Below are 25,422 nucleotides of genomic sequence, written 5' to 3'. Positions count from 1 at the left end.
GGAAACTATAGCGACGGGGGCTGACAACGGCAGTCGCCTTTGCGTGCTAAGTTGGCGCGATGAAACGCCCCCTTCGCCGTTGGCTCATCGGCATTGCCGCGGTCCTGCTGCTGGGCACCGGCGCGCTGCTGTGGGTGGCGAGCACCCACCTGCCCAGCGACGAGGAAGTGGCCGCGCGCATCGCCGAGGGTTTCGAGAAGCGCTTCGGCGTCGGCCTGAAGATCGGCGGCGCGCACTGGGCGCTGTGGCCCAGCCCCGTGCTGGTGCTGTCCGACCTGGCCACCGAGCAGCCGCGCCCTGTCACGCTGCGCCGCATCACGGTCCAGCTCAAGCTCAGGGAGCTGCTGCGGCGGGTCGTCGCCATCGACGAGGTCGAGATCGAGAGCCTGGTGCTGCCGCGCGAGTCGGTGCGCGCAATCCGCGGCGGCAGCCCCAAGCCGAAGGAGGATGGGCGCATCGTCGCGCTGCCCGCGCCCTGGACGCTGGCGCCGGTTCCGCTCGAAAAGCTGCGCTGGCGCGACCTGGTCTGGATCGACCGGCGCAACATGGCGCTGGCCTACGACGGCGAAATCACTTTCGACGCCGGCTGGCGCCCGCGCCAGGCGCGCATCGAGCGCGCCGGCGCCTCGCCGCCCGCCCGGCTGCGCCTGGACCGCGCCGCCGGCCAGGACCGGTGGCGCACCCGCATCGACATTGGCGGCGGCACGGCGAACGGCGTGGCCTGGTTCGAGACCCTGCCGCCGAACGACCTGCTGCGCGTGTCGGCCGAACTCGAGCCGCGGCAGGTGGACATCGAGGGCATGCTGCAGGCCTTCGGCCGGCGCAGCGCCGTGGCCGGCAAGGCCTCGGGCCAATCGATGCTGGTGGCCGAGGCCGAAGAGGTAGGTGCGCTCTTGCGCAGCCTGCGCACCCGCACCACCTTCTCGGTCCAGCCCGCCACGCTCACGCGGCTGGACCTGGCCAAGGCCGTGACCACCGCCGGCATCAGCCGCGGCGGCACCACGCCGCTGGACGAGCTCACCGGCGTGCTCGACACGCAGGGCACCGATGACGGGGTCGTGATGCGCTACACCGGGCTCAAGGCGCGCTCGGGCGTGCTCACCGCGAGCGGCCGCCTGCGGCTCTTCAACCGCAAGCTGGACGGCGAGATCGCGGTCGACCTCATCGACGGCGTGGTGGGCATGCCGCTCAAGATCGGCGGGACCATGAGCGAGCCGGAGGTCTCGCTGACTGGCGGCGCGCTGGCCGGCGCGGCGGTCGGCACCGCGGTGCTGCCGGGCGTGGGCACGGCCCTCGGCGCGCGCGCGGGGCAGCAGTTGGAAAAGCTCTTCGGCGCGGAAGAGCCGGTGAAGAAGAAGCCGGCGCCGGCAGCTCGCAAGGGGGCGCGGGCTTCGCCTTGAGGCGACTGGCTCGCTCAGTCGCGCAGCCGGATGACCTGCAGGTCGTGATGCGCGCCGGCATGCAGCCGCGCCACCTCGGCCGCGCGCCGCGTGAGCACCGCGCGCTGGTTGATGTAGCCCTTGTCGGTGATCTCGCCCGCGTCCAGGCTCGGCGGCTCGGCGAGCACCAACGCGCGCGTGGGGCACTTCGAGGAACCCGCGCCTTCGCTGCGCAGCGTGCGCAGCACTTCGGCGATGCGTGCTTGCAGCGCCTGCGGCGCGAGCGAGGCGGCCTGCGGGCTCGCGAACACCAGCATGCCGATCTCGTCGCGGTCATGGCCGGTGAGCACCACGTCCTGCACATGCGGCGCCAGCATCGAGACCAGCTTCACGCGCAGCGTGCCCACCGAGACCCAGGTGCCGCTCGAGAGCTTGAAGTCCTCGGCCACGCGGCCATTGAAGATCACGCCCTGCGAGGGCTCGGCGGGGTTGGCGAGAAAGCCGGCATCGCCGATGCGGTAGTAGCCCTCATCGTCGAAGGCTTCGGCCGTTTCGCGCGGTGCGTGGCGGTAGCCCGGGAACACAGAGACGCCCTTGACGCGCATCTCGAGCTTCTGGCCGTTGGGCACGAACTTGAGTTCGAGCCCCGGCAGCGGCGCGCCGATGCAGCCCGCGCCATCGAGCTTCCAGTGCGCCGAGGTGATGGCCGGCGAGGTCTCCGTGGCGCCCCAGGAGGTGGTGAGCCACAGCGGCCGCTCGGGCCGCACGCGCTGGGCCACGGCTTCGAGCCGCTGCCAGCTCGAGGGCGCGAGCGCCGCGGCCGCATAGAAGGCCAGCCGCAGCCGCGAGAGCACTTCGCGCGCGAGCGCATCGTCGGCTTCGAGAAAAGGCAGCAGCATGTCGAAGCCGCGCGGCACGTTGAACAGCAGCGTGGGCTTCACCTCGCGCAGGTTGCGCACGGTCTTCTCGATCAGGCCCGGCGCGGGCCGGCCCTCGTCGATGTAGAGCGCGCCGCCATGGGCGAGCACCATGTGCAGGTTGTGGTTGCCGCCGAAGGTGTGACTCCAGGGCAGCCAGTCGACCAGCACCGGCTTCTCGTATTCGAGGAAGCGCCAAGTCTGCGCCATCATCTGCTGGTTGGCGCAGAGCATGCGGTGCGTGTTGATCACCACCTTGGGCTTGCCGGTGGAGCCCGAGGTCAGCAGGTACTTGGCGTGGGTGTCGGGCAGGATGGCTTCGTAGGCCTGCATCACGGCCGGCGTCTCGCTCGCCTGCAGCAGTTGCGCAAAGGGCAGGGCGCCCGCATGCGCATCGGCGTTGCGGCTGAACACCGCGGGCGCCTCGACGCCGCAGCCCGCGAGCGCGCCGCCGTAGACCTTGGCATCCGAGGCGTAGATCAGCGCCGGCTGCAGCGCCTGCAGCATGCCGTGCAGCCGCGACGGATCCTTGGCCATGCGCGAATACGCGCTCGACAGCGAGCAGGCGGTGCGGCCGATATGCATGGCCGCGAGCATCAGCACCGCGTGGTCGATCGCGTTGTCCGAGAGGATCACGATGGGCTTGTCGGCCGGCAGCTTCAGGTCGAGCAGCGCCTGCGCGACGGCACCCACGGCTTGGCGCAGCGCGCGGTAGTCGAGCTTGCGCCAGCCTTCGCCGCTGTCGTCGCGTTCCGCGAAGGCCAGCGCCTCGGGCGTCTCGCGCGCCCAGCGCTCCAGCCATTCGCCGATGCAGCGCGCATAGGGCTTGAGCGCCATCGGCGAACGCAGCGCGAAGGAGCCGTCGTCGAAGTCGATGCGCACGGTGCGCGGCGGGGCGATCTGGCTGGGGTCCAAAAGGAAGTGGTCGTCGTTCATTTCAATCGAGTCTGCCGGTGTCGGCCTTGGCGCGAATCAGGTCTAACAGCAGCATGTCGCGCGCAACCTCGAGCTCGGCCACGCGCCGGGCGCCCAGTTCTGCGGCCACGCCCTCGGCTACCTTCTGCTTGAGTTCTTCCGTCATCGACGGCGCGCCCAGGTCCTTCCACCAGTCCTCGATCGGTCCGCCCAGGTGCGCGAGCACATGTTCGATGCCGCCCGCGCCGCCCGAAAGATGCAGGTTCATGAACGGCCCCATCACCGCCCAGCGCAGGCCGGGGCCGTGCGCAATGGCGGTGTCGATGTCGGCCACGCTCGCCACGCCCTCGTCGACCAGGTGGAAGGCCTCGCGCCAGAGCGCGGCCTGCAGCCGGTTCGCGATGTGGCCCTTGACCTCGCGCTTCACATGGATCGGCCGCTTGCCGATGGCGGCGTAGAAGGCCATCGCGCGTTCGATGGCCTGAGCCGAGGTGCGCTCGCCGCCGACCACCTCCACCAGCGGGATCAGGTGCGGCGGGTTGAAGGGATGGCCCAGCACCACGCGTTCCGGATGCTTGCATTCGGCCTGCACCGCGCTGATCGCGAGCCCCGAGGAGCTCGACGCCAGGATCGCGTGGGCCGGCGCGGCCTCGTCCATGCGCCGGAACAGGCCGGTCTTGAAATCCAGCCGCTCGGGGCCGCTTTCCTGGACGAAGTCGGCCTGCGCCACCGCGTCTTCGAGCCGCGCATGAAAGCGCAGCCGCCCGGGCGAGGCGCTGGTCGCCAGGCCGAAGCGCTCCAGCGTGGGCCAGTGCGCGGCCACGGCCGCGTGCAGCCGCGCCTCGGCATCGAGCGAGGGGTCGGTGGCCTCCACGTCGAGGCCGCGCGCGAGGAAGTAGGCGGCCCAGCTGGCGCCGATGACGCCGGTGGCAACCACCGCGACGCGTTGAGGAGTCGGTTCCATCTGCATCCCCTCAGGAGTCGGCCGTGAAGCCGATCTTCCTGACCAGCGGGCCCCAGCGCTCGGCCTCGGCGCGCTGCGAGCGCGCCATCTCCTCGGCGGTGGAGCCCTGGGCGATCAGGCCGACCACGGCCAGGCTGTCGGTCACCACCTTTTCCTTGATGGCCGCGTTGATCGCCGCATTGGCCGTTGCCACCACGCTGGCCGGCGTCCGGGCCGGCGCGTAGAAGCCGAACCATTCCTCGGTGGTCAGCTCGGCGAAGCCCTGCTCGGCAAAGGTCGGCACCTCGGGCGAGAAGGGCGAGCGGGCCTTGCCCGAGGTGGCGAGCAGCCGCAGCTTGCCGGCCTTGTGGTTGGGAATGAAGTCGCCGCTGGGCGTGACCATGGCGGCGATCTGTCCGCCCACCACGTCGGTCACGCCCGGAATGGAGCCGCGGTAGGGCACGTGCTTGAGATCGACCCCGTGGTTGAGGCCGAGCAGCGCGCCGATGAAGTGCGGCGTCGAGCCGGCCGCCGGCGAGCCGTAGCTGGCCTGGTTCGGGTTGGCCTTGGCCCAGGCGAGGAAGTCCTTCACCGTGCGCACCTCGGGCGGCACCAGCGGGCCGACCGCGAGGCCGTGGTGCATGACGGCGGCGATCGACACCGGCGCGAAATCCTTGGCCGGGTCGTAGCTGAGCTTGCTGTAGATGTGCGGATAGATCGAGGTGCACGAGAAGGGCGACAGCGCCAGCACGCTGCCGTCGGCCGACGCGCTCCTGAGGGTTTCCAGCGCGATGCGCCCGCCGGCGCCCGGCTTGTTCTCGACCACGGCCGCGTTGCGGCAGTAGGCCGAGCCCGCGAGCTTTTCGCCCACGCGGCGCGCCACGCTGTCGCCGGCACTGCCGGCCGGGAAGCCGTAGTAGATCTTGACCTGCTCGAGCGCCTGGGCCAGCGCGGCCAGCGGCGAGAGGGCGCCCAGCGCAGTGGCTGCGCCGAGCGTGTGGAGGAAGTGGCGGCGGGTGTCCATGCGATGTCTCCTTGGGTTGTTCTTCAGCGCGGCGCGAACTCGGGGCGCGGGCCGCCTCTGCGCGGCAGGCCCATCATCTGCCTGGCTTCGGCCGGCGTGGCCACGTCCATGTCGAGTTCATGGATGACGCGCACGATACGTTCGGTGAGCTGCACGTTGGTGGCCAGCTCGCCATGGCGGAAGTAGAGGTTGTCTTCCAGCCCCACGCGCGCATGGCCGCCCAGCAGCAGCGCCGCCACATTGGCTTCCAGCTGCGAGGGGCCGATGCCGCTCACGCCGAAGATGCTGCCGCGCGGCAGGGTGTCGACCATCATCTGCAGGAAGCGCGGCGAATACGGCATCGCGTTCTGGAAGTTGCGGTGCACGTTCATCACCAGGTTGATGAAGTAGGGCTCGTCGTCATGGCCTTCCTCGATCAGCGTGGTGGTGTCCTGCAGGATGTGCGTGGGGCTGAACACCTCCCACTCGGGCTTGATGCCGCGCGCCTTCATGCCGGCGGCGAGCTCGCGGCCGCGGGTGATGGGCGTGTCCATCAGGATCTGCCTGCCCTCGAAGCTCAGGTTGAGCGTGGTGGCGTCGAGCGTGCACATCTCGGCGCCCGCGTCCATGCCCTTGATGCGCTCTTTCCAGGCGATCTCCCAGCGGTCGCCGGCCAGCGGCTTCACCATGTCGCCATGCACGCCGCCGCCGGTGGAGTTGTTGATGACGATGTCGCAGCCGGTGTTGCGGATGCGGCTGTTGATGTCGCGGTACACGTCGGCGCTGCAGGTGGCGCCGTCGTCGGGGCGGCGCGCATGGATGGCGGCCACGCTCGCGCCGGCGTTCCAGCAGCGCAGCACGTCGGCCGCGATCTCGTCGGGCTGGGTGGGAAGGTGGGGGTTCTGCGACTTGTGCGCCATGCCGCCGGTGGGGGCGATGGTCACGATCACTTTGCGCTTGGACGACGACATGCTCCGGGTCTCCTGGGTGTCTTCTTGCATGAGGGGCGCGCTATTATTTTTGGCGGCGCAGGCACACTCAGTCATTGCGACGACATTTGGGCTCAGGGTTTACGCACCCGGGCCTCAGGAGCTTTCATTTCATGGCCACGACGAAGCCGGCCTTCAAGGCGGCATCGCTGACGATTCCCCAGTTGCTGCAGCGCTCGGCCTGGTATCCGCTGCTCGACGAAGCGGCGCGCGAGCGCGTGCTCGACGAGATCCGCGAGGTCGACGTGGCGGCCGGCGCCGCGCTGTGCCGGCGCGGCGACACGCCGCTGCACTGGTACGGCACGCTCGAAGGCTTGCTCAAGTGGTCGATCACCTCGAGCGACGGCCGCTCGGTGACCTTCGGCGGGCTGTCGGTCGGCAGCTGGTTCGGCGAAGGCACGCTGCTGCGCGGCGCTCCGCGCTCGGCCGACGTCATTGCGCTGCGGTCCAGCCGCGTGGCCCAGTTGCCGCTGGAGACTTTCGAGTGGCTGCACCGCACGCAGCGCGGCTTCGATCATTTCCTGCTGCAGCAGCTCAACGAGCGGCTGCACTGGTTCATGGGCAACTACGCGGCGCACCGGCTGCTCGACGCCGACGGCCAGGTGGCCCGTGCGCTGGCGGGGCTGTTCCATCCGTGGCTGTATCCGGGCAGCGAGCTGCACCTGCAGACCTCGCAGGAGGAGATCGCCAATCTTTCGGGCGTGTCGCGGCAGCGGTGCAATGCGGCGCTGAACCGGCTGAAGGAAGCGGGCTTTCTTCGCATCGAATACGGCGGCATCACCGTGATCGATCTCGAAGGGTTGCGGCGCTTCATCAGCGAATGAATGACTCGCTCCCTCTCCCCGTGGGGAGAGGGGACAACACGGGTCAGCGCGTGTGATACGACGGCGCGCGCTCGTACACCGGCGTGTCGATGCCTTCCATGCGCGCCTTCAGCTGCAGCGCCAGGAACTGCGAGTAGTGGCGCGACTGGTGCAGGTTGCCGCCGTGGAACCAGAGGTGCTCGACCTGCGTGGGCTTCCACATGTTGCGCAGCTCGCCCTCCCACGGGCCCGGGTCCTTCGGCGTGCCGGAGCCCAGGCCCCAGCACTTGCCGACCTTGTCGGCGATCTCGGGCGAGATCAGGTCGGCCAGCCAGCCGTTCATGGAGCCGTAGCCGGTGGCGTACACCAGCAGGTCAGCCGGCAGCTCGGTGCCGTCGGTCAGCGTGACCGAGCGCTCGTTCACCCGCTCGATGTTCACGCCGCTTTTCAGGTGGATGCTGCCGTTGGCCACCAGCTCGGAGGCGCCCACGTCGATGTAGTAGCCCGAGCCGCGCCGCAGGTACTTCATGAAGAGTCCCGAGCCGTCGACACCGAAGTCCAGCAGGAAGCCCGCCTTCTCGAGCCGCGCGTACAGGTCGGCATCGCGCTTCTTCATCTCCTCGTACACCGGGATGTGGAAGGTGTGCATGATCCTGTAGGGCACCGAGGCGAAGATCAGGTCGCCCTTGTGGTGGTCGATGCCGTTCTTCACGGCCTGCTCGGAGTAGAGCCCGCCCAGTGCCAGCTCCATCAGCGACTGCGACGGCGCGATGTGCGTGGACGAGCGCTGGACCATCGTCACGTCGGCGCCGTGCTCCCACAGCGCCGCGCAGATGTCGTGCGCCGAGTTGTTCGAGCCCAGCACCACGCACTTCTTGCCGGCATAGGCCTCGGGCCCGGGGTGCTGGCTCGAATGGTGCTGGTCGCCCTTGAAGTTCTCTGCGCCCGCGATCTTCGGCACGTTCGGGTAGCCCGAGACGCCGAGCGCGAACACAAGCTGCCTCGGCCGCAGCACCACCGGCTTGCCTTCGCGCTCGACCGTCACTTCCCAGCGCTGCGCGGCCTCGTCGAAGCGGGCCTTCCTCGCGTGGGTGGAGCTCCAGTAGTTGAGCTCCATGATCTTGGTGTACATCTCGAGCCAATCGCCGATCTTGTCCTTGGGCGCGAACACCGGCCAGTCGTCGGGAAAGGGCATGTAGGGCAGGTGGTCGTACCAGACCGGGTCGTGCAGGCACAGCGACTTGTAGCGCTTGCGCCAGGAGTCGCCGGCCTTCGCGTTGCGCTCCACGATGATGGTCGGCACGCCCAGCCGGCGCAGCCGCGCGCCCAGCGCGATGCCGCCCTGGCCGCCGCCGATGATCACTACCTCGGGCTGCTCGGTGTAGCCGAGCGCGGCCTCTTCGTCGCGGCGCTTCTCGAGCCAGTTCTTGCGGCCCTTGTGCACGCCGTGCTCCGCGCCCTTGATGCGGTTCTCGCCCGTCTTTTCCTCGAAGCCCTTGAGCTCGGTCATGGTGGTGAGCAGCGTCCAGGCCTTGCCGCCACGCAGCCGAAGGTGGCCGCGGCCGCGCGCCACGCGCGTCTCGAAAGTGAACCAGGCATCGACCACGCCGTCGGCCTCGGTCGCCTCGCCCTCCAGCGCAAAGGCCGCGGGCTGCGTGTCGGCCAGCCGCGCCTGCAGCATCGCGCGGATGGCATCGGCGCCTTCCTGCGTGCGGATGTTCCAGGTGAAGGCGACGAGGTCGCGCCAGTAGCTGTCGGCCTCGAACAGCGAGACGGCCGCATCGGCGTCGCCGCGCGCGAGGGCGGCGGCAAAGTCGGCGAGCCAGGTGGCGGCGGCCCGGTTGGGACCGGTGGTCGGGTCTGTCATTGCATGTCTCCGTGTGTCGTTGAACGAATCGAATCGAATCGCGGCGCGGCAAGGCGCACGCAGGATTCATGGCGCAGCTTTCGTGCCGCGTGGCACGGGACGAAGAATCAACGGCTTGGCCGCGGTTTTGTCGCACACCCGCGCCCGTCGCATGTCGCATGCGACGGCATTGCGACAGTTGTCGCACCTCTGGCCTGGCGGCCTTACATCCGCTGCGGCGGCGCGATGCCGTGCCGCTTCATGTGCCGGTACACGGTGGCGCGGCACACGCCGAGCTCGGCGGCCGCGCGCGCCACGTGCCAGCGATGGCGCTGGAGCAGGGCGCGCAGCTCGTCCGCGCCCTCGAGGCCGCCGTCGCCAGCACCGGCTTCGGCGCTCGCGGGAGCTGAAGGCACGGCGGCCGCCGCGGCAGAATCGGAAGGCGCGGGCAGCTGGAGGTCCTGCGCGCCCACTGTGCCATCCGCACACAGCGCAAGCGCCAGCCGCAGCACGTTGCGCAGCTCGCGCAGGTTGCCGGGCCACGCATGGGCCAGCAGCCGCTGCAATGCCGCGTCGGACAGCCGCGCACCAGGGCGCATCGCCGCCGCCTCTTCATTGAACATCGCCTCGATCAGGTAGCGCCGGTCACCCCGCGCGCGCAGCGGCGGCAGCTTGAGCACCGCGCCGCACAGGCGGTAGTACAGGTCTTCGCGGAAGCGCCCGGCCGCGACCAGCGCCGACAGGTTGCGGTGCGTGGCCGCCACCACGGCAAGGTCCACGCGCTGCGGCGACTCCGCCCCCAGCGGCAGCACCTCGCCTTCGGACAGCACGCGCAAGAGCCGCGTCTGCAGCGCCATCGGCATGTCGCCGATCTCGTCGAGGAACAGCGTGCCGCGGTCGGCCTGCGCGATCAGCCCCTTCATGCCCTTGGCACGGCCGCCGGTGAAGCTGCCGGGCGTGTAGCCGAAGAGCTCGCTCTCGATCAGCGAATCGGGAATGGCCGCGCAGTTCACCGCCACGAAGGGCATGGCCGCGCGGCGGCTCGCGCCGTGCATGGCGCGCGCCAGCACTTCCTTGCCGCTGCCGGTCTCGCCTTCGACCAGCACATGGATGCCGCGGTCCACCAGACGCTGCGCCTGCGCGAGAAGCTGCTGCATGGCCGGATCGTCGCCGGCGATGCGCGCGAGCGGCGGCAGGCGGTCGGAGGGACGGGCAATGTCCGGCGCGGGCGCCGCCGCCCGCCGCACGCGCGGCGCCAGCAGCGAGGCGTGGTATTCGCCGCCGCCCGGCAGCAGCACCGTGTGCGCGAAAGGCATGGCCGATGCGCCGCCGTTGCCCAGGCGCCAGATCGCATCCATCGGTATGTGCAGCAGCTGCGACACCTCGCGGCCCAGCGGGTTTTCGGCCAGGGCCTGCCGCGCGCCGCTGTTGGCGCCGACCACCGTGCCGCCCTCGTCGAAGGCCAGCATCAGCTCGCCGGCCACGTCGACCAGCCCGTAGGCCGTGCCCAGCCGCAGGATCCAGTGGCCGCGGAAGCTGCGCAGGAAATCGGCGTCCTCGATCATCCGCGCGTAGATCGACACCAGGTGCCGCACCAGGTGCTGGCTCTCCCGGGCCTCGGGCGAGCGCAGCGCCGAGACGTCGAGGATGGCCGTGAGCCTGCCGCTGTGGTCGAACAGCGGCGCCGTCGTGCAGGTCAGCGCGATGTGCGTGGCATCGAAGTGCTCGGTCTGGTGGCAGGTCATCGGCTGGCGCTCGATCAGGCAGGTGCCCACGCCGCAGGTGCCCGCATGGGCTTCGTTCCAGTCGGCGCCCAGGTAGAGGCCGGCGCGGCGCAGCTGGTCGTCCCAGGCCGGGTTGCCGATGTAGTCGACCGTGATGCCTTCGGCGTCGGTCAGCAGCACCATGTAGCCGAGGTCCGCCACGCGGCGGTAGATGTCTTCCATGCCGGCGCGCGCCGCGCGCAAAAAATGCTCCAGCTGCTGCTGGTGCGCGCGCACCTCCTGCGCCGGCAGGATGCGCGCGGGGCTCGGCTTCGTCGGATCGAGCCCATGCTCGCGCACGCAGCGCGCCCACGACTTGTGGACCAGGCTCGCCGCCGGATCGGCCAGCGCCGTGCCGGTGGCGATGGAGTAGACGTTGTCGATGTGACGCGATTGCAGGGAAGTCATGCTCAACCTTGCGGTGCGCACGGCCCCCGCGGGGATCCATGGGGCGTGCAGCCGCACATCATTCGGCGGCCGCATGGCCCGGGGTGAGAGGTGAAACCCGGTGGAACGGAGGTTTTACGCTCCCTCACACCGTGGGCATGCCGCTCACGCCGGTTTCGCACGGTCGGCCAGCCGCTTGCGGTATTCGGTGGTGGTCAGGCCCGCGAAGCCCCAGTCGTCGGTGTCGATCTCCTCGATCACGATGTGCGTCCATTCCGGCGGCTTCTTCAGCACCCGTTCGAGCGTTTCCGTGAACTCGGCGATGACCTGGGTTTTCTGTTCGCGCGTGACACCGTCGCGCGTGATCTTCAGATTGACGAAAGGCATGGCGTGCTCCTTACCACTTGCCGGAGCTCATGCCGCCGTCCACGGGCAGCACCACGCCGGTCGTGAAATCCGCGCTCGTGAGGTAGAGCACCGCATCAGCGATCTCGCGCACGGTCGCGATGCGGCCGGCGGGCGCCAGGCCGTTGAGGAAGCCGTGCTGCTCGGGCGTGTACAGCGGCGTGTCCACGATGCCGGGTGCCACCGCATTCACCTTGACGTTGTGCGGTGCGAGTTCGAGCGCCAGCGCGCGCGTCGCGGCATTGATGCCGCCCTTGATCAGCACCGGCAACGCAGCCGGCACCTGCTGGTTCGGCTGCAGCGCGATGCTGGCGGTGATGTTCACGATGTGGCCCTGCCGGCGCGCCACCATGTGCTTCGCTGCGGCCTGCGAGGCATAGACGAAGCCCTTGAGGTTCGTGGCCACCATTTGCTCGAGGTCGTCTTCGGTGTATTCGACGAAGGGCTTCGCGTTGAAGATGCCCGCGTTGTTGATGAGCACGTCGACCTGGCCGAAGCGTTCCACGGCGCGCTCGACCAGTTGCTGCGCAGTGTCGCGGCGGCCGATGTCGCCCGCGACGCCGAGAAGGCGCGCCGGGTTGCCGAGCTGCTTCGCGGCGGCTGCGAGCCGCTCTTCGGTGCGGGCATTCGCGACCACGTTGAAGCCGCGCTCGAGGTACGCCTGCGCAAGGCCCAGGCCGATGCCGCTCGAGGCACCGGTGATGACCACGGTGGGGGATGTGTTGTCCTGCATGTCGGTTCTCCAAGGAAGTTGATGAGGTGGGGAGAACTGTATTGATGACGTGGCAATAGATAAATCACTAGACTCGCACTTCACTTGATACGCGAGGTAATCAATCAATCCATGCAGCGGCAATTCGGCGACATCCTCCTGGGCAGCATCGAGTTGTTCTGCCTTGCTGCGGAGACCGGCGGCTTCACCTCGGCCGCACTTGCTGCCGGTGTGACGCCGGCGGCCGTGAGTCGCTCGATCTCTCGGCTCGAGAAGCGGCTGGGTTTGCGGCTTTTCGTGCGCACCACGCGCAGCGTGCGGCTCACCGACGCGGGCCGCTCCTACTTTGCGCAGTGCCGCCAGGCGCTGGCGCAGCTTGCCGAGGCCGAGCGCGAGGTGATGGGCCAGCAGGCGCTGCCTTCGGGCATGCTGCGCATCAGCGTGCCGACCACCTACGGCCACCACCGCATCCTGCCCTTGCTGCCGGCGTTTCGCGAACGCTTTCCCGACATCCGGCTGCACGTGCACCTGAGCAACCGCAACATCGATTTCGTGGAAGAGGGCTACGACATGGCCGTGCGCGTGCGGGCCCAGCCCGATTCCACGCTGATCGCGCGGCACCTCGAGGATGCGGATCTTGTCGTGGTCGCCACGCGCAAATACCTGAGGAGGGCCGGCACGCCGCGCACGCTGGACGATCTTGCGGCGCACGAGTGCATCCAGTTCGAGCTGCCCAGCAGCGGCCGCCGCATTTCGTGGCTCTTCAAGGAGAACGGCAAGGACCGCGAAGTCTTCGCAGACGGCGCCTACAGCTGCTCCGACGACGTCCTTGGCGGCGTCACGCTCGCGAAAAGCAGCGCCGGGTTGTTCCAGACCTACCGCTTCGTCGTGGAGAAGGAACTGGCCGACGGCTCGCTCGTCGAGGTGCTCAAACCCTTCGCGGGCTGTTCGCGGCCCTACACGCTGCTGTACCCAGACGGACGCCACGTGCCGCTGCGCATGCGGGTGTTCATCGACTTCCTGATGGCGCAGCGCGGCGCGTGACGCCCGCCGGCGTCAGCGGCAGGCGAAGCTCGCCGCCGCCTTCACATCGCCGCCCGTGTAGGCGACCTTTTTCGGATAGGTGCAAAGCGGCCGCGCAAGCGACTTGTCGGCGTTCTGCAGCACCAGGTTGTCGGGTGCAATGCCTTTCTCGACCCAGTCCGTGAGGGCCGAGAACAGCTGGTCGGGCGCCGGCAGCGGCGGGTTGGCCGCGGGGCTCACGCCGGCGAGCCCGTTGACCGAGCCGACGCCTACGCAGTGGCCCATCGCCGGGATTTCGAGATAGCGGTAGAACTTCTGCGTGGCCTCGATGCCGCCCATCGTCTTGGCCACGCGCTCGTAGTAGTTCGCCGTGCCGGAGCTGGCGATCAGCTGGTCGGCCAGGCCGTGATAGGTCAGCAGCTTGGCGCCGCGGTCGCGGAACCTGGCGAGGTCGGGGTTGTCGGCGTTGATGCCCGCGAACGCGGATTGCAGCGCCTTGCCGCGATCGCTGGCATTGGCCAGTTGGGCGTACGACAGGCCCTTCCAGTTGTTCGCGCCGTTGCCGGTTGCGTTCACGAAGTCGGGCGTTGCGATCGTCGGGTCCTGCAGGTTCAGGGCCACCTGGTGCGCCGCGATCGGAAACGGATGGGGCGTGCCCGCCGTGGAGTCCGCCAGCGAGAATCCCGGCGCGCCGGGGCTGTTGAGCGAGGTGCCGCGCGTGAGGCCGTACCAGAGCTGGCCCGGCGCCAGCGTGGCGCCGTAGCCGATGTCGCTCGCGGGAGCGGGCGCGCTGCCGTCGCGCGTCTGGCCGTACCAGATCTTGTTGACGGCCTGTGCCTGCACGGTGCTCAGGCAGGCCGCGGTGGCGTTGGTGCCGCCGCTGCCGATGCACAGCACCGCCTTGTCCTGCACGGGGTCGTACTTGCAGGCGGCCGGGTCGCTGATGAAGCCTTCGTGCTGGCCGGTGAGCGTACTGTCGCAAGCGCTCACCGCGGCGGACGACACCAGCGCGAGCTGCTCGGCCGCGAGCGGCGTGCCGCCCAGGTCGCGCTGCATCACGATCTGCGGATAGAGCTCGGAGGTGATGAAGGTGGTCCAGTTGATGGCGCTGTTGCCCGCCAGGATGCCGTCGAAGTCGCCGGGGTTCACCTGCGCCTGCATGTGGCCCTGGCGGCCGCCGGTGGAGCAGCCGTCCCAATAGGCGTACTGCGCGTCGCGCTGGTAGAAGCCGGATGCGAGCGCCTTGGCCTTCACGGCCATCTCGTGGATGCCGCGGCTCGCGAAGTCGGTCCAGAGCGTGGTGTTGACGGTGCCGTCGGGGTTCATGGCGAACGAGCCGTCCACCGCGGGCACGGGCAATTTCGATGCATGCCCCGCATCGGTCACTGCACTCACCGATCCTTGGCCCGCCGCAATGGCCGCCGCACCGGCACCGCCGATCTGCGTCCTGGAGCTGATGCCCGCATCGCCCACAAAGCCGCCGCCGCCCAGCACGCGCAGGCGGTTGTTCCATTTGGCTGCCGCCGGCAGCCATACCTCGATGCCGATGCCGGGCGAGGTGGACGGCGCATCGGCCGGTCCCGCATGGCCCGGCCCCACGTTGAGCTTGACCATGCACACGTCGCTGGCCGCCACGGTGCCCGATGCCTTGCCGTCGAGGTTCAGGTCATCGCCCTGCTTGAACTGCTTCACCACCGTGACGGTGGTGTTTGCGTCGGGCTTGAAGGCGGTCTTCAGGCTTTCGTCGCATGCGAGCGCGCTCGATGTGCCGGGCGTGGAGGGCGGCGGCACCACGGGAAGGAAAGGCAGCGAAGCGCCCGAAGAGCCGCTGCCGCCGCAGGCCGCGAGCGTTGCAAGAGTGCCGATGCCCAGGCAGGCGGCGGCCAGCCGCGCGGCGATGGCGGTGCGCGATGCGGTGCGCGTGCGGCGTTGAGGACGAGGCATGGCGGGATCTCCGGTTGTTGTATGGAGATCGAATTTGCCCTTCGCCTGCGTTCCGGTCTATCGACAAGCGATCATCGCTTGCGGGATCCATTCACCTCGCACCGGGACTTACCCGAGCCGTGCGCGCGCGGGCGTGGTGCCCACCAGTTGCTTGAACACCTGCGTGAAGTGCGCCTGGCTCGAAAAGCCGACCGTGTGCGCGATCTCGGCCAGCGACAACCGGCCCTCCAGCAGCGTGAGCGCGTGGCGCACGCGCTGCTCCATCACATAGCGGTATGGCGTTGAGCCGGTGCTGGCCCTGAAGAGGCGCGTGAAGTGCACCGCGCTCATGTTCAGCTCGGCCGCGAGTTCGTCGATGCCGAAGTCTTCGCCCAGGTGCTGCATCACCCAGTCGTACACCCTGCGCAGGTCCGCCTGCGAGAGCCGCCCCGGCGCGCGCTTCGCGTTGCGCGCGCCGCCGTAGCGGCTTTGCAGATAGCTCACCAATGCCATGGACAGGCCCTGCGCATGCATGCGGCCCGACGTGCAGCCGCGCTCGACCTCGTCGCGCATGGCAATGGCGAGCGAGGTCAGCGTGGCGTCGGTGGTCGAGAGATGCGTCTGCAGGTGCAGCTCGCCATCGCTCTCGGGCATCAGGCTGCGCAGGGTTTCGGGGCGGATCTCCAGTGCAATCACTTCGTCGCACTGGCCGGACCACGTCACGCGGTCGACCTCGTAGCCCTGGTCGAAGATACACACGCTGCCGGGCCGGCTCTCGACGTGGCTGGTGCGGCGCCCCGTGGTCATTGCGGACTTCACATGGCCGCGCATGCAAAAGGCGAGCAGCGGATGGGGGTTGTAGCAGGCCGGGTTTTCGCCGTCGCCGTGCATCGCGCGCACTTCCAGCGCAAAGCCCTGCCATGGCGTGGCGGCCGCGTTCATTAGCATCCTGCCGTCGAACCGCACGGGCTTGCCCGAAAGATCGAGGAGGCTGATCTCGCGTGCCATCGCCATGCGCTCCTTCTACATCCCGCTCTACACGCCCAGCAAGTCTTCGAGCGCCTTCGGCTCGGACAGCAGGTCGGCCGACGCGCCATGCCGCACGATCTGGCCCTTTTCCATCACCACCGCCAGATCGGTGTGCGCAAGCACCTTGCGGTAGTCGCGGTCCACGATCAGCGTGGCGATGCCGGTCGCGCGGATCTCGCTGATCACGCGCCAGATCTCGGCCACGATCAGCGGCGCGAGGCCCTCGGTGGCCTCGTCGAGGATCAGCAGGCGCGGGTTGGTCATGAGCGCGCGGCCGATCGAGAGCATCTGCTGCTCGCCGCCCGAGAGCTGCTGGCCGCCGTGCGAGAGCCGCTCGGCCAGCCGCGGAAAGGTGGCCATCACGCGGTCGAAGGTCCAGGCGCGCCGGCCGTCGATGCCCGCGCGCTCGCTCATCACGAGGTTCTCGCGCACCGAGAGATTCGGAAAGATGCCGCGGCCTTCGGGCACGTAGCCGATGCCCAGGCGCGCCATCTTCTCGGGCGGCCAGCCGGTGACGGTGCGGCCATCGACCTGCACCTCGCCCGAAGCGGGTCGCACATAGCCCATGACCGTGCGGATCAGCGTGGTCTTGCCCATGCCGTTGCGCCCGAGCAGGCCGACCGAGGTGGCGGCCGGAATGCCGGCATGCACGCCGCGCAGGATGTGGCTGTTGCCGTAGTAGGTGTTGAGATCGCGGACGACGAGCATGTCAGTGGTCTTCTCCGAGGTAGGCGGTACGCACTTCGGGGTTCTCTCGGATCGACCGAGGGTCGCCGGTCGCGATGACCGTGCCGTTCACCATCACCGTGATGCGGTCGGCAATGCGGAACACCGCATCCATGTCGTGCTCCACCAGCAGGATCGCGTGCGTGGCCTTCAGCCGCGCGAGCAGCGTGAGCATGCGGTCGGTTTCCTCGGCGCCCATGCCCGCGAGCGGCTCGTCGAGCAGCAGCACGCGGGGCCTGGTGGCAAGGCACATCGCCACTTCGAGCTGGCGCTGCGCGCCGTGGCTCAGCGTGCCGGCGATGCGCAGCGCTTCGTTCGACAGGCCCGCGGCCTCGAGCGCCGCGTCGGCCGCCGCATTGCTGGCCGCGCAGCGCCCGGACGACTGCCACACCGTCCAGGGCCGCGCCGTGGCGGCCTGCGCCGCGAGGCGGCAGTTCTCGTGCACGCTGAACTCCGGGAAGATGGTGGTGCGCTGGTAGCTGCGGCCCACGCCCGCGCGCGCGCGGCGCCACTGCGCGCGCCGCGTGATGTCGACGCCGTCGAGCGCGATGCGGCCTTCGGAGGCTTCGATCTCGCCCGAGAGCATGTTGATGAGCGTCGACTTGCCCGCGCCGTTGGTGCCGATCACCGCATGGACTTCGCCGACGTGCAGGTCGAGCGTGATGGCATTGACGGCTGTGAGGCCGCCGAAGCGGCGGGTGAGGCCTTCGACGGAAAGCAGTGCGGTCATGGTGTTGCTCCTTCCCCTTCCGGGGGAAGGTGGGGATGGGGGCTCGCGGCCTTCGAGGCTGCGCGGCGTTGGAGGCCGCGTGCCCCCACCCCGGCCCTCCCCCGGGAGGGGAGGGAGAAAGAGGGAATGCAGGGGCCGGTCATGCAGCCCCCTTCGGCGACAGCCGCTTCGCCAGGCCGATCAGCCCCTTGGGCAGCCACGCCACGAACACGATGATCGCGATGCCCAGCGTCAGCTGCCAGTGGTCCGCGAGCGGCCCCATCACGGCGTGCGTCGAGAAGATTTCCTTCAGCAGCGTGAACGCGATGGCGCCGATGACAGCGCCGCGCAGATGGCCGAGGCCGCCGAGGATCACCATCAGCAGCACCTCGCCCGAGTTGTGCCAGGCCATCAGCTCGGGGTTGACCACGCCGTCGCGCGAGGCCAGCAGAAAGCCCGCGAGCCCGGCCAGCGCGCCCGCCAGCACGAAGGCCGCGAGCTTGTAGCCGTACACCGGAAAGCCCGCCGCGCGCATGCGCTGCTCGTTCACGCGGATGCCCGCGAGCGCCGCGCCGAAGCGCGAGCGCCGCACCAGCGCCAAAAGGCCGTAGGTGAACACCAGCGATGCGAGCACGATGTAGAACAGCACCATGCGGTTCTCCATGTCGAGCTTGCCGATGGCCGGCCGCACGTACATGTAGATGCCGTCGCTGCCGCCGCCCACCTTGGTGTCGTGGAACACGAAAAAAGCCATCTGCGCGAAGGCCAGCGTCACCATGATGAAGTACACGCCGCGCGTGCGCAGGCTCAGCGCGCCCACGAACAATGCGTAGAGCGCCGCCGCGCCCATGGCCAGCGGCAGCAGCAGCGCGAGGTTGCCGCCCTCGCTGCCCGAGGCCAGCACCGTGACGTAGGCGCCGATGCCGTAGAACGCCGCGTGGCCCAGGCTCACGAGCCCCGTCATGCCGACCAGCAGTTCGAGGCTCAGCGCGAAGATCGACAGGATCATCACCTTGACGACGAAGTCCGAGACGTAGTTGCCCATGAGCGGGCCGAGCACGCCGATGGCAATGGCGCAGGCCACCGGCACGAGGAACGCGCCGCGCCGCATGGAAGAAGTGTGGACCTGCATCATGGCCGCCTCCCCATCAGCCCTTCGGGCCTCCAGATCAGCACGATGGCCATCAGGAGGTAGATGCCGATGCCGCTCAGGTCCGCGAAGAACACCTTGCCGAAGGTGTCGACGAAGCCCACCAGCAGCGAGGCCACGAGCGCGCCCGTGATCGAGCCGATGCCGCCGATCACCACCAGCACGAAGCAGATGATGAGCACGCTCGCACCCATGTTGGGATAGACCGAGGACATCGGCGCCGCGATCATCCCGGCCAGCGCCGCGAGCGCCACGCCGGCCGCGAACACGATGCGGTAGAGCCTCTTCACGTCGATGCCCAGGCCCCGCACCATGTCGCGGTTGCTCGCGCCGGCGCGGATCATCATGCCCAGCCGCGTGCGGTTGACCACCCAGTACAGCGCCACCGCCAGCACGATGCAGGCGGCCGAAGCGAAGAGCCGGTACCACGGATAGCTCATGACGTTGCCGAGCGCGAAGCTGCCGTCGAGCCAGGCCGGCACCTTCACGCCGTGCACGTCGTTGCCCACGAGAATCGAGCGCAGCTCCTCGAACACCAGGATGAGCCCGTAGGTCATCAGCACCTGCTGCAGGTGGTCGCGCTGGTAGAGGTAGCTGAAGAAGGCCCATTCGAGCAGGTAGCCGAAGATCGCCGCCAGCACCACGCCGGCCACCAGCATCAGCAAGAACTGGTCGCCGAACAGCGGCGAGAGCGCGAACGCCATGTACGCGCCGATCATGTAGAAGCTGCCGTGCGCAAGGTTGATCACGCCCATGATCCCGAAGATCAGCGTGAGCCCCGAGGCCACCAGGAACAGAAGAAGTCCGTACTGAACCGAGTTCAGGCACTGGACAAGGAAGGTGCCGAAATCCACGTTAGGTCATCCCGGTAGCGGCTTGAAGAAAGAGCGTGGCGCGCAGCGCCCGCGATGTTCGTGAGACACCGCGGATCCGGCTTTGCCGGTCCGCCGGTGTCGCCCCCTCGAGGGGGGAGTCGAGCTACACGAAGTGAGCGAGGGACGGGGGTGGGTCACATCCTGCAGCCGCGGGCCGGGTCCGTGAGGCCCTTGATCGCGATGCTCACCAGCTTGTTCTCCTTGCCTTCCACCTTGCGCAGGTAGATGTCCTGCACCGGGTTGTGCGACTTGCTCATGGTGAACGTGCCGCGCGGGCTGTCGATCTTCGCCTTCTCGATGGCGGCCGTGAATTCGGCCTTCTTGCCGATGTCGCCCTTGGTGGCGGCCAGGCCCACGCCCAGCATCTGCGCCGCGTCGTAGCCCTGCACGGCATACACGTCGGGCTGCAGCTTGAAGGCCTTGGCGTAGCCGACCCGGAAGGCGTTGTCGCGCGCCGTGTTGAGGCCGTCGGCATAGTGCAGCGTGGTCAGCATGCCTTGCGCGGCCTCGCCCTGCGCATCCAAGGTGCCGTCGGTCAGGAAGCCCGGGCCGTAGAGCGGAATGGTCTTGTTCAGGCCCGCGGCCTGGTAGTCCTTGACGAACTTCACCGCGCCGCCACCTGCGAAGAAGGCATACACCGCATCGGGCTTGGCCGCCGCGATCTCGGTCAGGAGCGCCTGGAACTCGACGTTGGGAAACGGCAGCGTGAGCTGCTTGTCGACCTTGCCGCCGTTCTTCTCGAAGCCTTCCTTGAAGCCGTTGACCGACTCGTCGCCCGCCGCGTACTTCCAGGTGATGGTCATCGCCTTCTTCTTGCCCTGCTGCTTGGCCGCCACTTCGCCCATCGCGAAGGCCGGCTGCCAGTTGCTGAACGAACTGCGGAAGATGTTGGGTGCGCACATCGGGCCTGTGACCGCGTCGGCGCCCGCGTTCGGCACGATCAGCACGGTGCCGCTTTCCTTGGCGGCCTTGGCCATGGCCATGGCCACGCCCGAGTGCACGGTGCCGACGATCACGTCGACGTTGTCGCGCTTGATGAGCTTGTTGACGTTGTCGGTGGCCTTGGCCGGGTCGGACTCGTCGTCGACCTTGAAGTATTCGATCTCGCGGCCCGCGAGCTTGCCGCCGTGCTCGTCGACATAGAGCTTGAAGCCGTTCTCGATGGCCACGCCCAGCGCGGTGTAGGTGCCGCTGTAGGGCAGCATCAGGCCGACCTTGAGCTTGGCCGAACCCTGCGCGCCGGCGGCGCTGGCCAGGGCGGCGAAGGCGATGGCTGTGAGGGCCAGGCGGGCAGTGCGAACCGGGGTGAATGGGGTCATGGTGTTTGTCTCCTGTTTTTGGTAATGAAAGAAGTGGCCGCGACGATGACACGATCCGGCTGATCGCGATGCGGGGAATGCCCGCATTCCGGGATTTCGAGCAGCTCGCATCCCCCGACGCGCGCCGCGATGCCGTGGATCTGCGCGAGCGTGCCGTACTCGTCGCCCGTGCCCTGGATGGCGAGGACGGGGCAGCGGATGGTGTCGAGTTCGGCCTCGATGTTCCATTCGCGGAAGGGCGGGTGCAGCCAGATGCGGTTCCAGCCCCAGAAGGCCGAGTCGGCGCTGTCGTGGTAGCGGCCGAGCTTTGCCGGCAGGTCGGTCGAGAGGTACGCGGTGCGGGCCTGTTCGATGTTCGCGACGGTCACGTCTTCCACGAAGATGTGCGGCGCGAGCACGATCAGGCCGCTGACGCGGTCCGCAAAGCGCGAGGCATACAGCAGCGAGATCGAGCCGCCGTCGCTGTGGCCGAAGAGCCAGGGCTTTTCATCGTCGAGCTTCAGTGCGGTGAAGAGGGCGGGCAGCACCTCGTGTGCCTGGCGGTGCATGAAGTCGACGTCCCAGATCTCGTCGTCGGCGCGCGGCGTCGAGCGGCCGTAGCCGGGGCGCGAGAACACGAGGCCGCGGGCGTTGGCGGCGTTGCAGACTTGCGCGGGGAAGTCCTTCCACATCGCGATGGAGCCGAGGCCTTCGTGCAGGAAGACGATGAGCGGGGCATCGGTGCGCTCGGGGGCGATCCATTGGCATTCGATGTGCACGGGGCGGCCGCGCCAGTTGATGGTGGCGAAGTCGGGAGTCATGGCTGTTGCTCCCTCTCCCTCTGGGAGAGGGCGGGGGTGAGGGCCAGCGGCGCTGGCGAAGGCGGTGCTTTTGCGAAGGCCGAAGCCCTCACCCTAGCCCTCTCCCGGAGGGAGAGGGAACAACGCGGGAACCTCATGCTCATGCCTGCCTCTCCCGCTCCCGCAGCCTGAACCGCTGGATCTTCCCCGTCGCCGTCTTCGGCAGCTCCTGCACGAACTCCAGGAAGCGCGGGTACTTGTACGGCGCGAGCCTTTCCTTCACGAAGGCCTTCAGCTCCTCGTCGCTGACCGACTGGCCGTCCTTCAGCACGACAAAGGCCTTGGTCTTGGTCAGCCCGTCCGCGTCTTCCTTGCCGATCACCGCGGCCTCGAGCACCGCGGGGTGCTGCATCAGCGTGGCTTCCACCTCGAAGGGCGACACATAGATGCCGCTGACCTTGAGCATGTCGTCGCTGCGCCCGGCATAGGTGTAGTAGCCGTCGGCGTCGCGCGTGTACTTGTCGCCGCTCTTGGTCCAGCCGCCCTGGAAGGTCTCGCGCGACTTCTCGCGGTTGCACCAGTACATGAGCGCCGCGCTCGGGCCGCGGATGTAGAGGTCGCCCACTTCGCCATCGGGCACCGGGCGGCCGTCCTCGCCGCGCAGCTCGACCTCGTAGCCTTCCACCGGCCGGCCCGTGGTGCCGTAGCGCACGTCGCCGGGGCGGTTGGAGATGAAGATGTGCAGCATCTCGGTGGAGCCGATGCCGTCGATGATCTCGCAGCCGAAGTGCGCCTTGAAGCGCTGCGCGATCTCGCCGGGCAATGCCTCGCCGGCGGAAGAACACATGCGCAGGGCCACGGCTTCGCGCGCCGGCAGCTTCGGCGAGGCGAGCATGCCCGCGAAGCCGGTGGGCGCGCCGAAGAAGACCGTGGGTTTGTGCTCCACCCAGCGGCGGAAGGTGGCGTCGGGCGTGGGGCGCTCGGCCATCAGCACCACCGTGGCCCCGACCGACAGCGGAAAGGTCAGCGCATTGCCCAGCCCGTACGCGAAGTACATCTTGGCGGCCGAGAAGCACACGTCGTTCTCGGTCAGCCCGAGTATCGGCTTGCCGTAGAGCTCGGCCGTCCACCACAGGTTGGCGTGCGTGTGGACCGTGCCCTTGGGCTTGCCGGTGGAGCCGGAGGAATACAGCCAGAAGCCGGGATCGTCGGAGGCCGTGGGCGCGGGCGCCGCCATCGGCGCGGCGGCGGCCAGCGCGGCTTCGAATTCCTGCGCGCCTTCGGGCAGCGCGCCCGTGGGCTGCGAGACGATCAGCGTGTGCACTTCGTGCGGGCCGAGCGCCATCGCCTCCTGCAGCGTGGGCAGCAGCGCGCCCGACACCAGCGCGGCCTGTGCGCGGCTGTGGTCGAGCATGTAGGCGTAGTCCGCGGGCGTGAGCAGCGTGTTGACGGCGACGGGGACCACGCCGGCATAGAGGCAGCCGAGAAAGCTCACGGGCCAGTCGCTGCTGTCGAGCATCAGCAGCAGCACGCGCTCTTCGCGCCGCACGCCGGCGGCCTTGAGCGCGGCGGCCAGGCGGCGCGCGCGGTCCTCGAGCTGGCCGTAGGCGAGCGTGCCGCGGTCGTCGATGTAGGCGGTGCGCTCGGCGCGGCCGCGGTTCAGCGCGAACAGGTGCTCGGCGAAATTGAATCGGTGGGGCAGGGTCATGGTTGTCTCCTTCGGCCGGGTTCTTTTTCTAGAGGCCCAGTGCGGCCAGCACGCAGGGGCTCGCCTGCACGGCGCTGCGGCGATGGTAGAAGTCCAGCGCGCGCAGGCCGCCGAGCTCGGCGCCGCCGCCCGCGCGGCCCGGGCCGCCGTGCAGCGACATCGGCATCACGTTGCCGTGGCCGGTGTGGGCCTGCGCCACCTCGGGCGTGATCACGTGCACCCGGCCGTGGCTCGGCGCCACGGCGAGCGCGGCCTGCGCCAGCGCGGCGTCGTCGCTGCCATAGAGCGAAGTCACGAGCGAACCCTGGCCGCGATGCGCCAGCGCGATGCCGTGCGCCAGGTCTCGGTAGGGCAGCAGCGTGGCGACGGGCCCGAACACTTCCACGTCGTGCACGCGCTGCGCGGCATCGGCGTCGCGCGCACCCAGCAGCACGGGGCCGATGCAGGCGGCTACCGACGGTTCGGCATCGATCAGCGGCGTGTTGCGCCCGTCGTACAGCACGCCGGCCTGCGCGGACAGTGCTTCCAGCCCCTGGCTCACTGCGTTCATCTGCGCCCGGCTCACGAGCGCGCCCATGCGCACGCTCTCGTTGCGCGGATTGCCGACGGTGATGCCTGCGAGCTTGGCGCCGATGGCCTGGGCCGCGGCGTCGTAGAGCTCGGCCGGCACCAGGATGCGGCGGATCGCGGTGCATTTCTGGCCCGACTTGACCGTCATCTCGCGCACCACTTCGCGCACCAGCAGGTTGAAGGCCTCGCTGCCGGCCGCGGCGCCGGGCAGCAGCAGGGCGCTGTTGAGGCTGTCGGCCTCGATGTTCACGCGCACCGAGCGCTGGGCCACGGCCGGGTGCGAGCGGATCACCGCCGCGGTTTCGGCTGAGCCGGTGAACGAGACCACGTCGAAGGGCTGCAGCGCATCCATCAGGCCCGCCGAGCTGCCGCAGACGACCGAGAGCGCGCCCGCGGGCAGCACGCCCGCATCGACCACGTCCTTGACCATGCGCTGCGTGAGCCAGGCGGTGGCCGTGGCGGGCTTCACGATCACCGGCACGCCCGAGAGCAGCGCCGGCGCGGCCTTTTCCCACAGCCCCCATGACGGGAAGTTGAAGGCGTTGATGAACAGCGCCACGCCGTGCGTCGGCAGCTGCAGGTGCTGCGACTGGAACACCGGCTCCTTGCCGAGCTTCACGGCCTCGCCGTCGCGCAGCGCGCGCACGTCGCCGAGCGCATCGCCCCATTTCGCGTACTGGCCCAGCGTGAAGATCGCGCCGTCGATGTCGACGGCCGAGTCGTTCTTCACCGTGCCGGAGTTCGCGGTGGCGATCTCGTAGTAGGCATCGCGGTTCGCCTGCAGCACCTTCACGATGGCGCCGAGCAGCCCGGCACGCTGTCGATAGCTGAGGGCGCGCAGCGCGCCGCCGCCCTCATCGCGCGCAAAGGCAAAGGCGGCGGGCAGGTCCAGGCCGGTGGCGTCGACGCGCACGAGCTCGGTGCCCAGCACCGGGTCGAAGAGCGGCGTGCCGGCGCCCGATCCGCCTTGCCAGCGGCCGGCGACGTAGTTGGGGAGGAGTTCGGTCATGGGGTGAACTTGATCTGCCCTTCAGGCAGGAGATAGAGAACGAGGGCGCGGCCGTTCGCCACGGTCGGGCGGTGCGCGGTGCCGGGCCCGTAGACGCACCAGCCCGCGGGCCGGCCGTCGAAGGTGGCGCCGGGGCTGCCTTCGAGCGGCATGATCAGGTCGATCTCGCCGTTGGGATGGGTGTGGTGCGGCCCCGCGATGTCCTGCATGTCGACCACGTCGACCGAGAAGCGCTGCAGCGCGTCCTCCGCCTTGAACACGCGGCCGTAGCGGATGCCGCCGCCCTCGCGCTCGCACAGCCAGCCTTCGGCCACGCCGCCGATGCAGGCCTGGCGCAGCGCCTCGAAGCGCGCGCTGCCTGCGCCGTGCGTGGCGTTGAGCCACTGGTCGAGCTGTTCGTCGAGCGGCCGGCCGGCAATTTCGGCGGCCAGGCCGGCGATCAACTGGTGAAATGCTTCCTTGCTGGACATGGGCGGGCTTCCTTTTTGGAGGCTGGCTGGCAGGGTGAATGGCGCAGCGAACTTTCGGACTACCTTGCAG

At 69.1% G+C, this 25,422-nt stretch carries 22 protein-coding genes; 3 read left to right on the top strand and 19 right to left on the bottom strand.

The features are described from left to right. Positions 1–59: 59 nt before the first annotated feature. Positions 60–1,400, top strand: coding sequence for an AsmA family protein (locus tag AC1DMS_RS19775; RefSeq protein WP_012745235.1), 1,341 nt, complete (start codon positions 60–62; stop codon positions 1,398–1,400). 14 nt (positions 1,401–1,414) lie between these two features. On the opposite strand, the gene AC1DMS_RS19770 is transcribed toward AC1DMS_RS19775, so the two are convergent. The 4 genes from AC1DMS_RS19770 to AC1DMS_RS19755 are packed head-to-tail and all read right to left on the bottom strand — an operon-like array spanning position 1,415 to position 6,128. Further along, the gene (locus AC1DMS_RS19770) at positions 1,415–3,232 is read right to left on the bottom strand and encodes a feruloyl-CoA synthase (protein WP_012745236.1); all 1,818 of its coding nucleotides are present in this window, start codon (positions 3,230–3,232) and stop codon (positions 1,415–1,417) included. 1 nt (position 3,233) lies between these two features. Next, on the bottom strand, positions 3,234–4,175 hold the full coding sequence (locus tag AC1DMS_RS19765) for a 3-hydroxyacyl-CoA dehydrogenase NAD-binding domain-containing protein (protein ID WP_012745237.1): 942 nt from the start codon (positions 4,173–4,175) through the stop codon (positions 3,234–3,236). Between the two features lie 10 nt (positions 4,176–4,185). Further along, on the bottom strand, positions 4,186–5,178 hold the full coding sequence (locus AC1DMS_RS19760; RefSeq protein ID WP_012745238.1) for a Bug family tripartite tricarboxylate transporter substrate binding protein: 993 nt from the start codon (positions 5,176–5,178) through the stop codon (positions 4,186–4,188). A gap of 23 nt (positions 5,179–5,201) precedes the next feature. Then, the gene (locus AC1DMS_RS19755; protein WP_478181655.1) at positions 5,202–6,128 is read right to left on the bottom strand and encodes a beta-keto acid cleavage family enzyme; all 927 of its coding nucleotides are present in this window, start codon (positions 6,126–6,128) and stop codon (positions 5,202–5,204) included. A gap of 131 nt (positions 6,129–6,259) precedes the next feature. On the opposite strand from AC1DMS_RS19755, the gene AC1DMS_RS19750 reads away from it, so the two are divergent. After that, positions 6,260–6,970, top strand: a complete 711-nt coding sequence (locus tag AC1DMS_RS19750; protein ID WP_012745240.1) for a Crp/Fnr family transcriptional regulator — start codon at positions 6,260–6,262, stop codon at positions 6,968–6,970. A 43-nt stretch (positions 6,971–7,013) separates the two neighbouring features. Here AC1DMS_RS19750 and AC1DMS_RS19745 read toward each other — a convergent pair whose 3' ends face one another. The 4 genes from AC1DMS_RS19745 to AC1DMS_RS19730 all read right to left on the bottom strand — a co-directional run bounded on the left by AC1DMS_RS19745 (position 7,014) and on the right by AC1DMS_RS19730 (position 12,083). After that, positions 7,014–8,816, bottom strand: coding sequence for an NAD(P)/FAD-dependent oxidoreductase (locus AC1DMS_RS19745; protein WP_012745241.1), 1,803 nt, complete (start codon positions 8,814–8,816; stop codon positions 7,014–7,016). Between the two features lie 203 nt (positions 8,817–9,019). Continuing rightward, positions 9,020–10,966, bottom strand: a complete 1,947-nt coding sequence (locus AC1DMS_RS19740; RefSeq protein ID WP_012745242.1) for a sigma-54-dependent Fis family transcriptional regulator — start codon at positions 10,964–10,966, stop codon at positions 9,020–9,022. Between the two features lie 144 nt (positions 10,967–11,110). Then, on the bottom strand, positions 11,111–11,332 hold the full coding sequence (locus tag AC1DMS_RS19735) for a tautomerase family protein (protein WP_012745243.1): 222 nt from the start codon (positions 11,330–11,332) through the stop codon (positions 11,111–11,113). Between the two features lie 10 nt (positions 11,333–11,342). After that, the gene (locus tag AC1DMS_RS19730; RefSeq protein WP_012745244.1) at positions 11,343–12,083 is read right to left on the bottom strand and encodes an SDR family NAD(P)-dependent oxidoreductase; all 741 of its coding nucleotides are present in this window, start codon (positions 12,081–12,083) and stop codon (positions 11,343–11,345) included. A 111-nt stretch (positions 12,084–12,194) separates the two neighbouring features. Between AC1DMS_RS19730 and AC1DMS_RS19725 the strand changes: the two genes are divergently transcribed. After that, a complete protein-coding gene (locus AC1DMS_RS19725; RefSeq protein ID WP_012745245.1) occupies positions 12,195–13,106 on the top strand; it encodes a LysR family transcriptional regulator in 912 nt (303 codons plus the stop codon). A gap of 12 nt (positions 13,107–13,118) precedes the next feature. Here the strand turns inward: AC1DMS_RS19725 and AC1DMS_RS19720 are convergent, their stop codons facing one another. From AC1DMS_RS19720 to AC1DMS_RS19670, 11 genes are all read right to left on the bottom strand, one after another. Beyond that, the gene (locus tag AC1DMS_RS19720; RefSeq protein ID WP_012745246.1) at positions 13,119–15,029 is read right to left on the bottom strand and encodes a tannase/feruloyl esterase family alpha/beta hydrolase; all 1,911 of its coding nucleotides are present in this window, start codon (positions 15,027–15,029) and stop codon (positions 13,119–13,121) included. A gap of 108 nt (positions 15,030–15,137) precedes the next feature. Continuing rightward, on the bottom strand, positions 15,138–16,022 hold the full coding sequence (locus tag AC1DMS_RS19715) for a helix-turn-helix domain-containing protein (protein WP_049826060.1): 885 nt from the start codon (positions 16,020–16,022) through the stop codon (positions 15,138–15,140). Positions 16,023–16,043: 21 nt separating this feature from the next. Continuing rightward, on the bottom strand, positions 16,044–16,745 hold the full coding sequence (locus tag AC1DMS_RS19710) for an ABC transporter ATP-binding protein (protein ID WP_012745248.1): 702 nt from the start codon (positions 16,743–16,745) through the stop codon (positions 16,044–16,046). A 1-nt stretch (position 16,746) separates the two neighbouring features. Beyond that, positions 16,747–17,493, bottom strand: a complete 747-nt coding sequence (locus tag AC1DMS_RS19705) for an ABC transporter ATP-binding protein (protein ID WP_012745249.1) — start codon at positions 17,491–17,493, stop codon at positions 16,747–16,749. Positions 17,494–17,632: 139 nt separating this feature from the next. Next, positions 17,633–18,607, bottom strand: coding sequence for a branched-chain amino acid ABC transporter permease (locus AC1DMS_RS19700; protein ID WP_012745250.1), 975 nt, complete (start codon positions 18,605–18,607; stop codon positions 17,633–17,635). After that, entirely contained in the window at positions 18,604–19,476 is an 873-nt protein-coding gene (locus AC1DMS_RS19695) for a branched-chain amino acid ABC transporter permease (protein ID WP_012745251.1), read from the bottom strand. The genes AC1DMS_RS19700 and AC1DMS_RS19695 overlap by 4 nt, the downstream gene beginning before the upstream one ends. A gap of 155 nt (positions 19,477–19,631) precedes the next feature. Beyond that, positions 19,632–20,816, bottom strand: coding sequence for an ABC transporter substrate-binding protein (locus tag AC1DMS_RS19690; protein WP_012745252.1), 1,185 nt, complete (start codon positions 20,814–20,816; stop codon positions 19,632–19,634). After that, positions 20,813–21,616: an alpha/beta fold hydrolase gene (locus AC1DMS_RS19685; RefSeq protein WP_012745253.1), complete on the bottom strand. Its 804-nt coding sequence runs from the start codon at positions 21,614–21,616 to the stop codon at positions 20,813–20,815. The genes AC1DMS_RS19690 and AC1DMS_RS19685 overlap by 4 nt, the downstream gene beginning before the upstream one ends. A gap of 139 nt (positions 21,617–21,755) precedes the next feature. Next, the gene (locus AC1DMS_RS19680; protein WP_012745254.1) at positions 21,756–23,303 is read right to left on the bottom strand and encodes a benzoate-CoA ligase family protein; all 1,548 of its coding nucleotides are present in this window, start codon (positions 23,301–23,303) and stop codon (positions 21,756–21,758) included. Positions 23,304–23,331: 28 nt separating this feature from the next. After that, the gene (locus AC1DMS_RS19675; RefSeq protein WP_478181654.1) at positions 23,332–24,882 is read right to left on the bottom strand and encodes a 3,4-dehydroadipyl-CoA semialdehyde dehydrogenase; all 1,551 of its coding nucleotides are present in this window, start codon (positions 24,880–24,882) and stop codon (positions 23,332–23,334) included. Further along, a complete protein-coding gene (locus AC1DMS_RS19670; protein ID WP_278879678.1) occupies positions 24,879–25,352 on the bottom strand; it encodes a 4-hydroxylaminobenzoate lyase in 474 nt (157 codons plus the stop codon). The genes AC1DMS_RS19675 and AC1DMS_RS19670 overlap by 4 nt, the downstream gene beginning before the upstream one ends. Positions 25,353–25,422: the final 70 nt, after the last annotated feature.

It is taken from the genome of Variovorax sp. 05T418, from assembly GCF_056396385.1.
The sequence above is the reverse complement of the archived record's forward strand: the minus strand, read 5'-3'. Positions and strand labels throughout refer to the sequence as shown.

What these genes read in the sequence shown, in the direction of transcription:
- AC1DMS_RS19670 (WP_278879678.1), bottom strand. Translation starts at nt 25,352, where the DNA reads ATGTCCAGCAAGGAAGCATTTCACCAGTTGATCGCCGGCCTGGCCGCC.
- AC1DMS_RS19740 (WP_012745242.1), bottom strand. Translation starts at nt 10,966, where the DNA reads ATGACTTCCCTGCAATCGCGTCACATCGACAACGTCTACTCCATCGCC.
- AC1DMS_RS19715 (WP_049826060.1), bottom strand. Translation starts at nt 16,022, where the DNA reads ATGGCGATGGCACGCGAGATCAGCCTCCTCGATCTTTCGGGCAAGCCC.
- AC1DMS_RS19760 (WP_012745238.1), bottom strand. Translation starts at nt 5,178, where the DNA reads ATGGACACCCGCCGCCACTTCCTCCACACGCTCGGCGCAGCCACTGCG.
- AC1DMS_RS19755 (WP_478181655.1), bottom strand. Translation starts at nt 6,128, where the DNA reads ATGTCGTCGTCCAAGCGCAAAGTGATCGTGACCATCGCCCCCACCGGC.
- AC1DMS_RS19770 (WP_012745236.1), bottom strand. Translation starts at nt 3,232, where the DNA reads ATGAACGACGACCACTTCCTTTTGGACCCCAGCCAGATCGCCCCGCCG.
- AC1DMS_RS19765 (WP_012745237.1), bottom strand. Translation starts at nt 4,175, where the DNA reads ATGGAACCGACTCCTCAACGCGTCGCGGTGGTTGCCACCGGCGTCATC.
- AC1DMS_RS19690 (WP_012745252.1), bottom strand. Translation starts at nt 20,816, where the DNA reads ATGACCCCATTCACCCCGGTTCGCACTGCCCGCCTGGCCCTCACAGCC.
- AC1DMS_RS19725 (WP_012745245.1), top strand. Translation starts at nt 12,195, where the DNA reads ATGCAGCGGCAATTCGGCGACATCCTCCTGGGCAGCATCGAGTTGTTC.
- AC1DMS_RS19720 (WP_012745246.1), bottom strand. Translation starts at nt 15,029, where the DNA reads ATGCCTCGTCCTCAACGCCGCACGCGCACCGCATCGCGCACCGCCATC.
- AC1DMS_RS19685 (WP_012745253.1), bottom strand. Translation starts at nt 21,616, where the DNA reads ATGACTCCCGACTTCGCCACCATCAACTGGCGCGGCCGCCCCGTGCAC.
- AC1DMS_RS19710 (WP_012745248.1), bottom strand. Translation starts at nt 16,745, where the DNA reads ATGCTCGTCGTCCGCGATCTCAACACCTACTACGGCAACAGCCACATC.
- AC1DMS_RS19675 (WP_478181654.1), bottom strand. Translation starts at nt 24,882, where the DNA reads ATGACCGAACTCCTCCCCAACTACGTCGCCGGCCGCTGGCAAGGCGGA.
- AC1DMS_RS19680 (WP_012745254.1), bottom strand. Translation starts at nt 23,303, where the DNA reads ATGACCCTGCCCCACCGATTCAATTTCGCCGAGCACCTGTTCGCGCTG.
- AC1DMS_RS19730 (WP_012745244.1), bottom strand. Translation starts at nt 12,083, where the DNA reads ATGCAGGACAACACATCCCCCACCGTGGTCATCACCGGTGCCTCGAGC.
- AC1DMS_RS19745 (WP_012745241.1), bottom strand. Translation starts at nt 8,816, where the DNA reads ATGACAGACCCGACCACCGGTCCCAACCGGGCCGCCGCCACCTGGCTC.
- AC1DMS_RS19735 (WP_012745243.1), bottom strand. Translation starts at nt 11,332, where the DNA reads ATGCCTTTCGTCAATCTGAAGATCACGCGCGACGGTGTCACGCGCGAA.
- AC1DMS_RS19750 (WP_012745240.1), top strand. Translation starts at nt 6,260, where the DNA reads ATGGCCACGACGAAGCCGGCCTTCAAGGCGGCATCGCTGACGATTCCC.
- AC1DMS_RS19700 (WP_012745250.1), bottom strand. Translation starts at nt 18,607, where the DNA reads ATGATGCAGGTCCACACTTCTTCCATGCGGCGCGGCGCGTTCCTCGTG.
- AC1DMS_RS19775 (WP_012745235.1), top strand. Translation starts at nt 60, where the DNA reads ATGAAACGCCCCCTTCGCCGTTGGCTCATCGGCATTGCCGCGGTCCTG.
- AC1DMS_RS19705 (WP_012745249.1), bottom strand. Translation starts at nt 17,493, where the DNA reads ATGACCGCACTGCTTTCCGTCGAAGGCCTCACCCGCCGCTTCGGCGGC.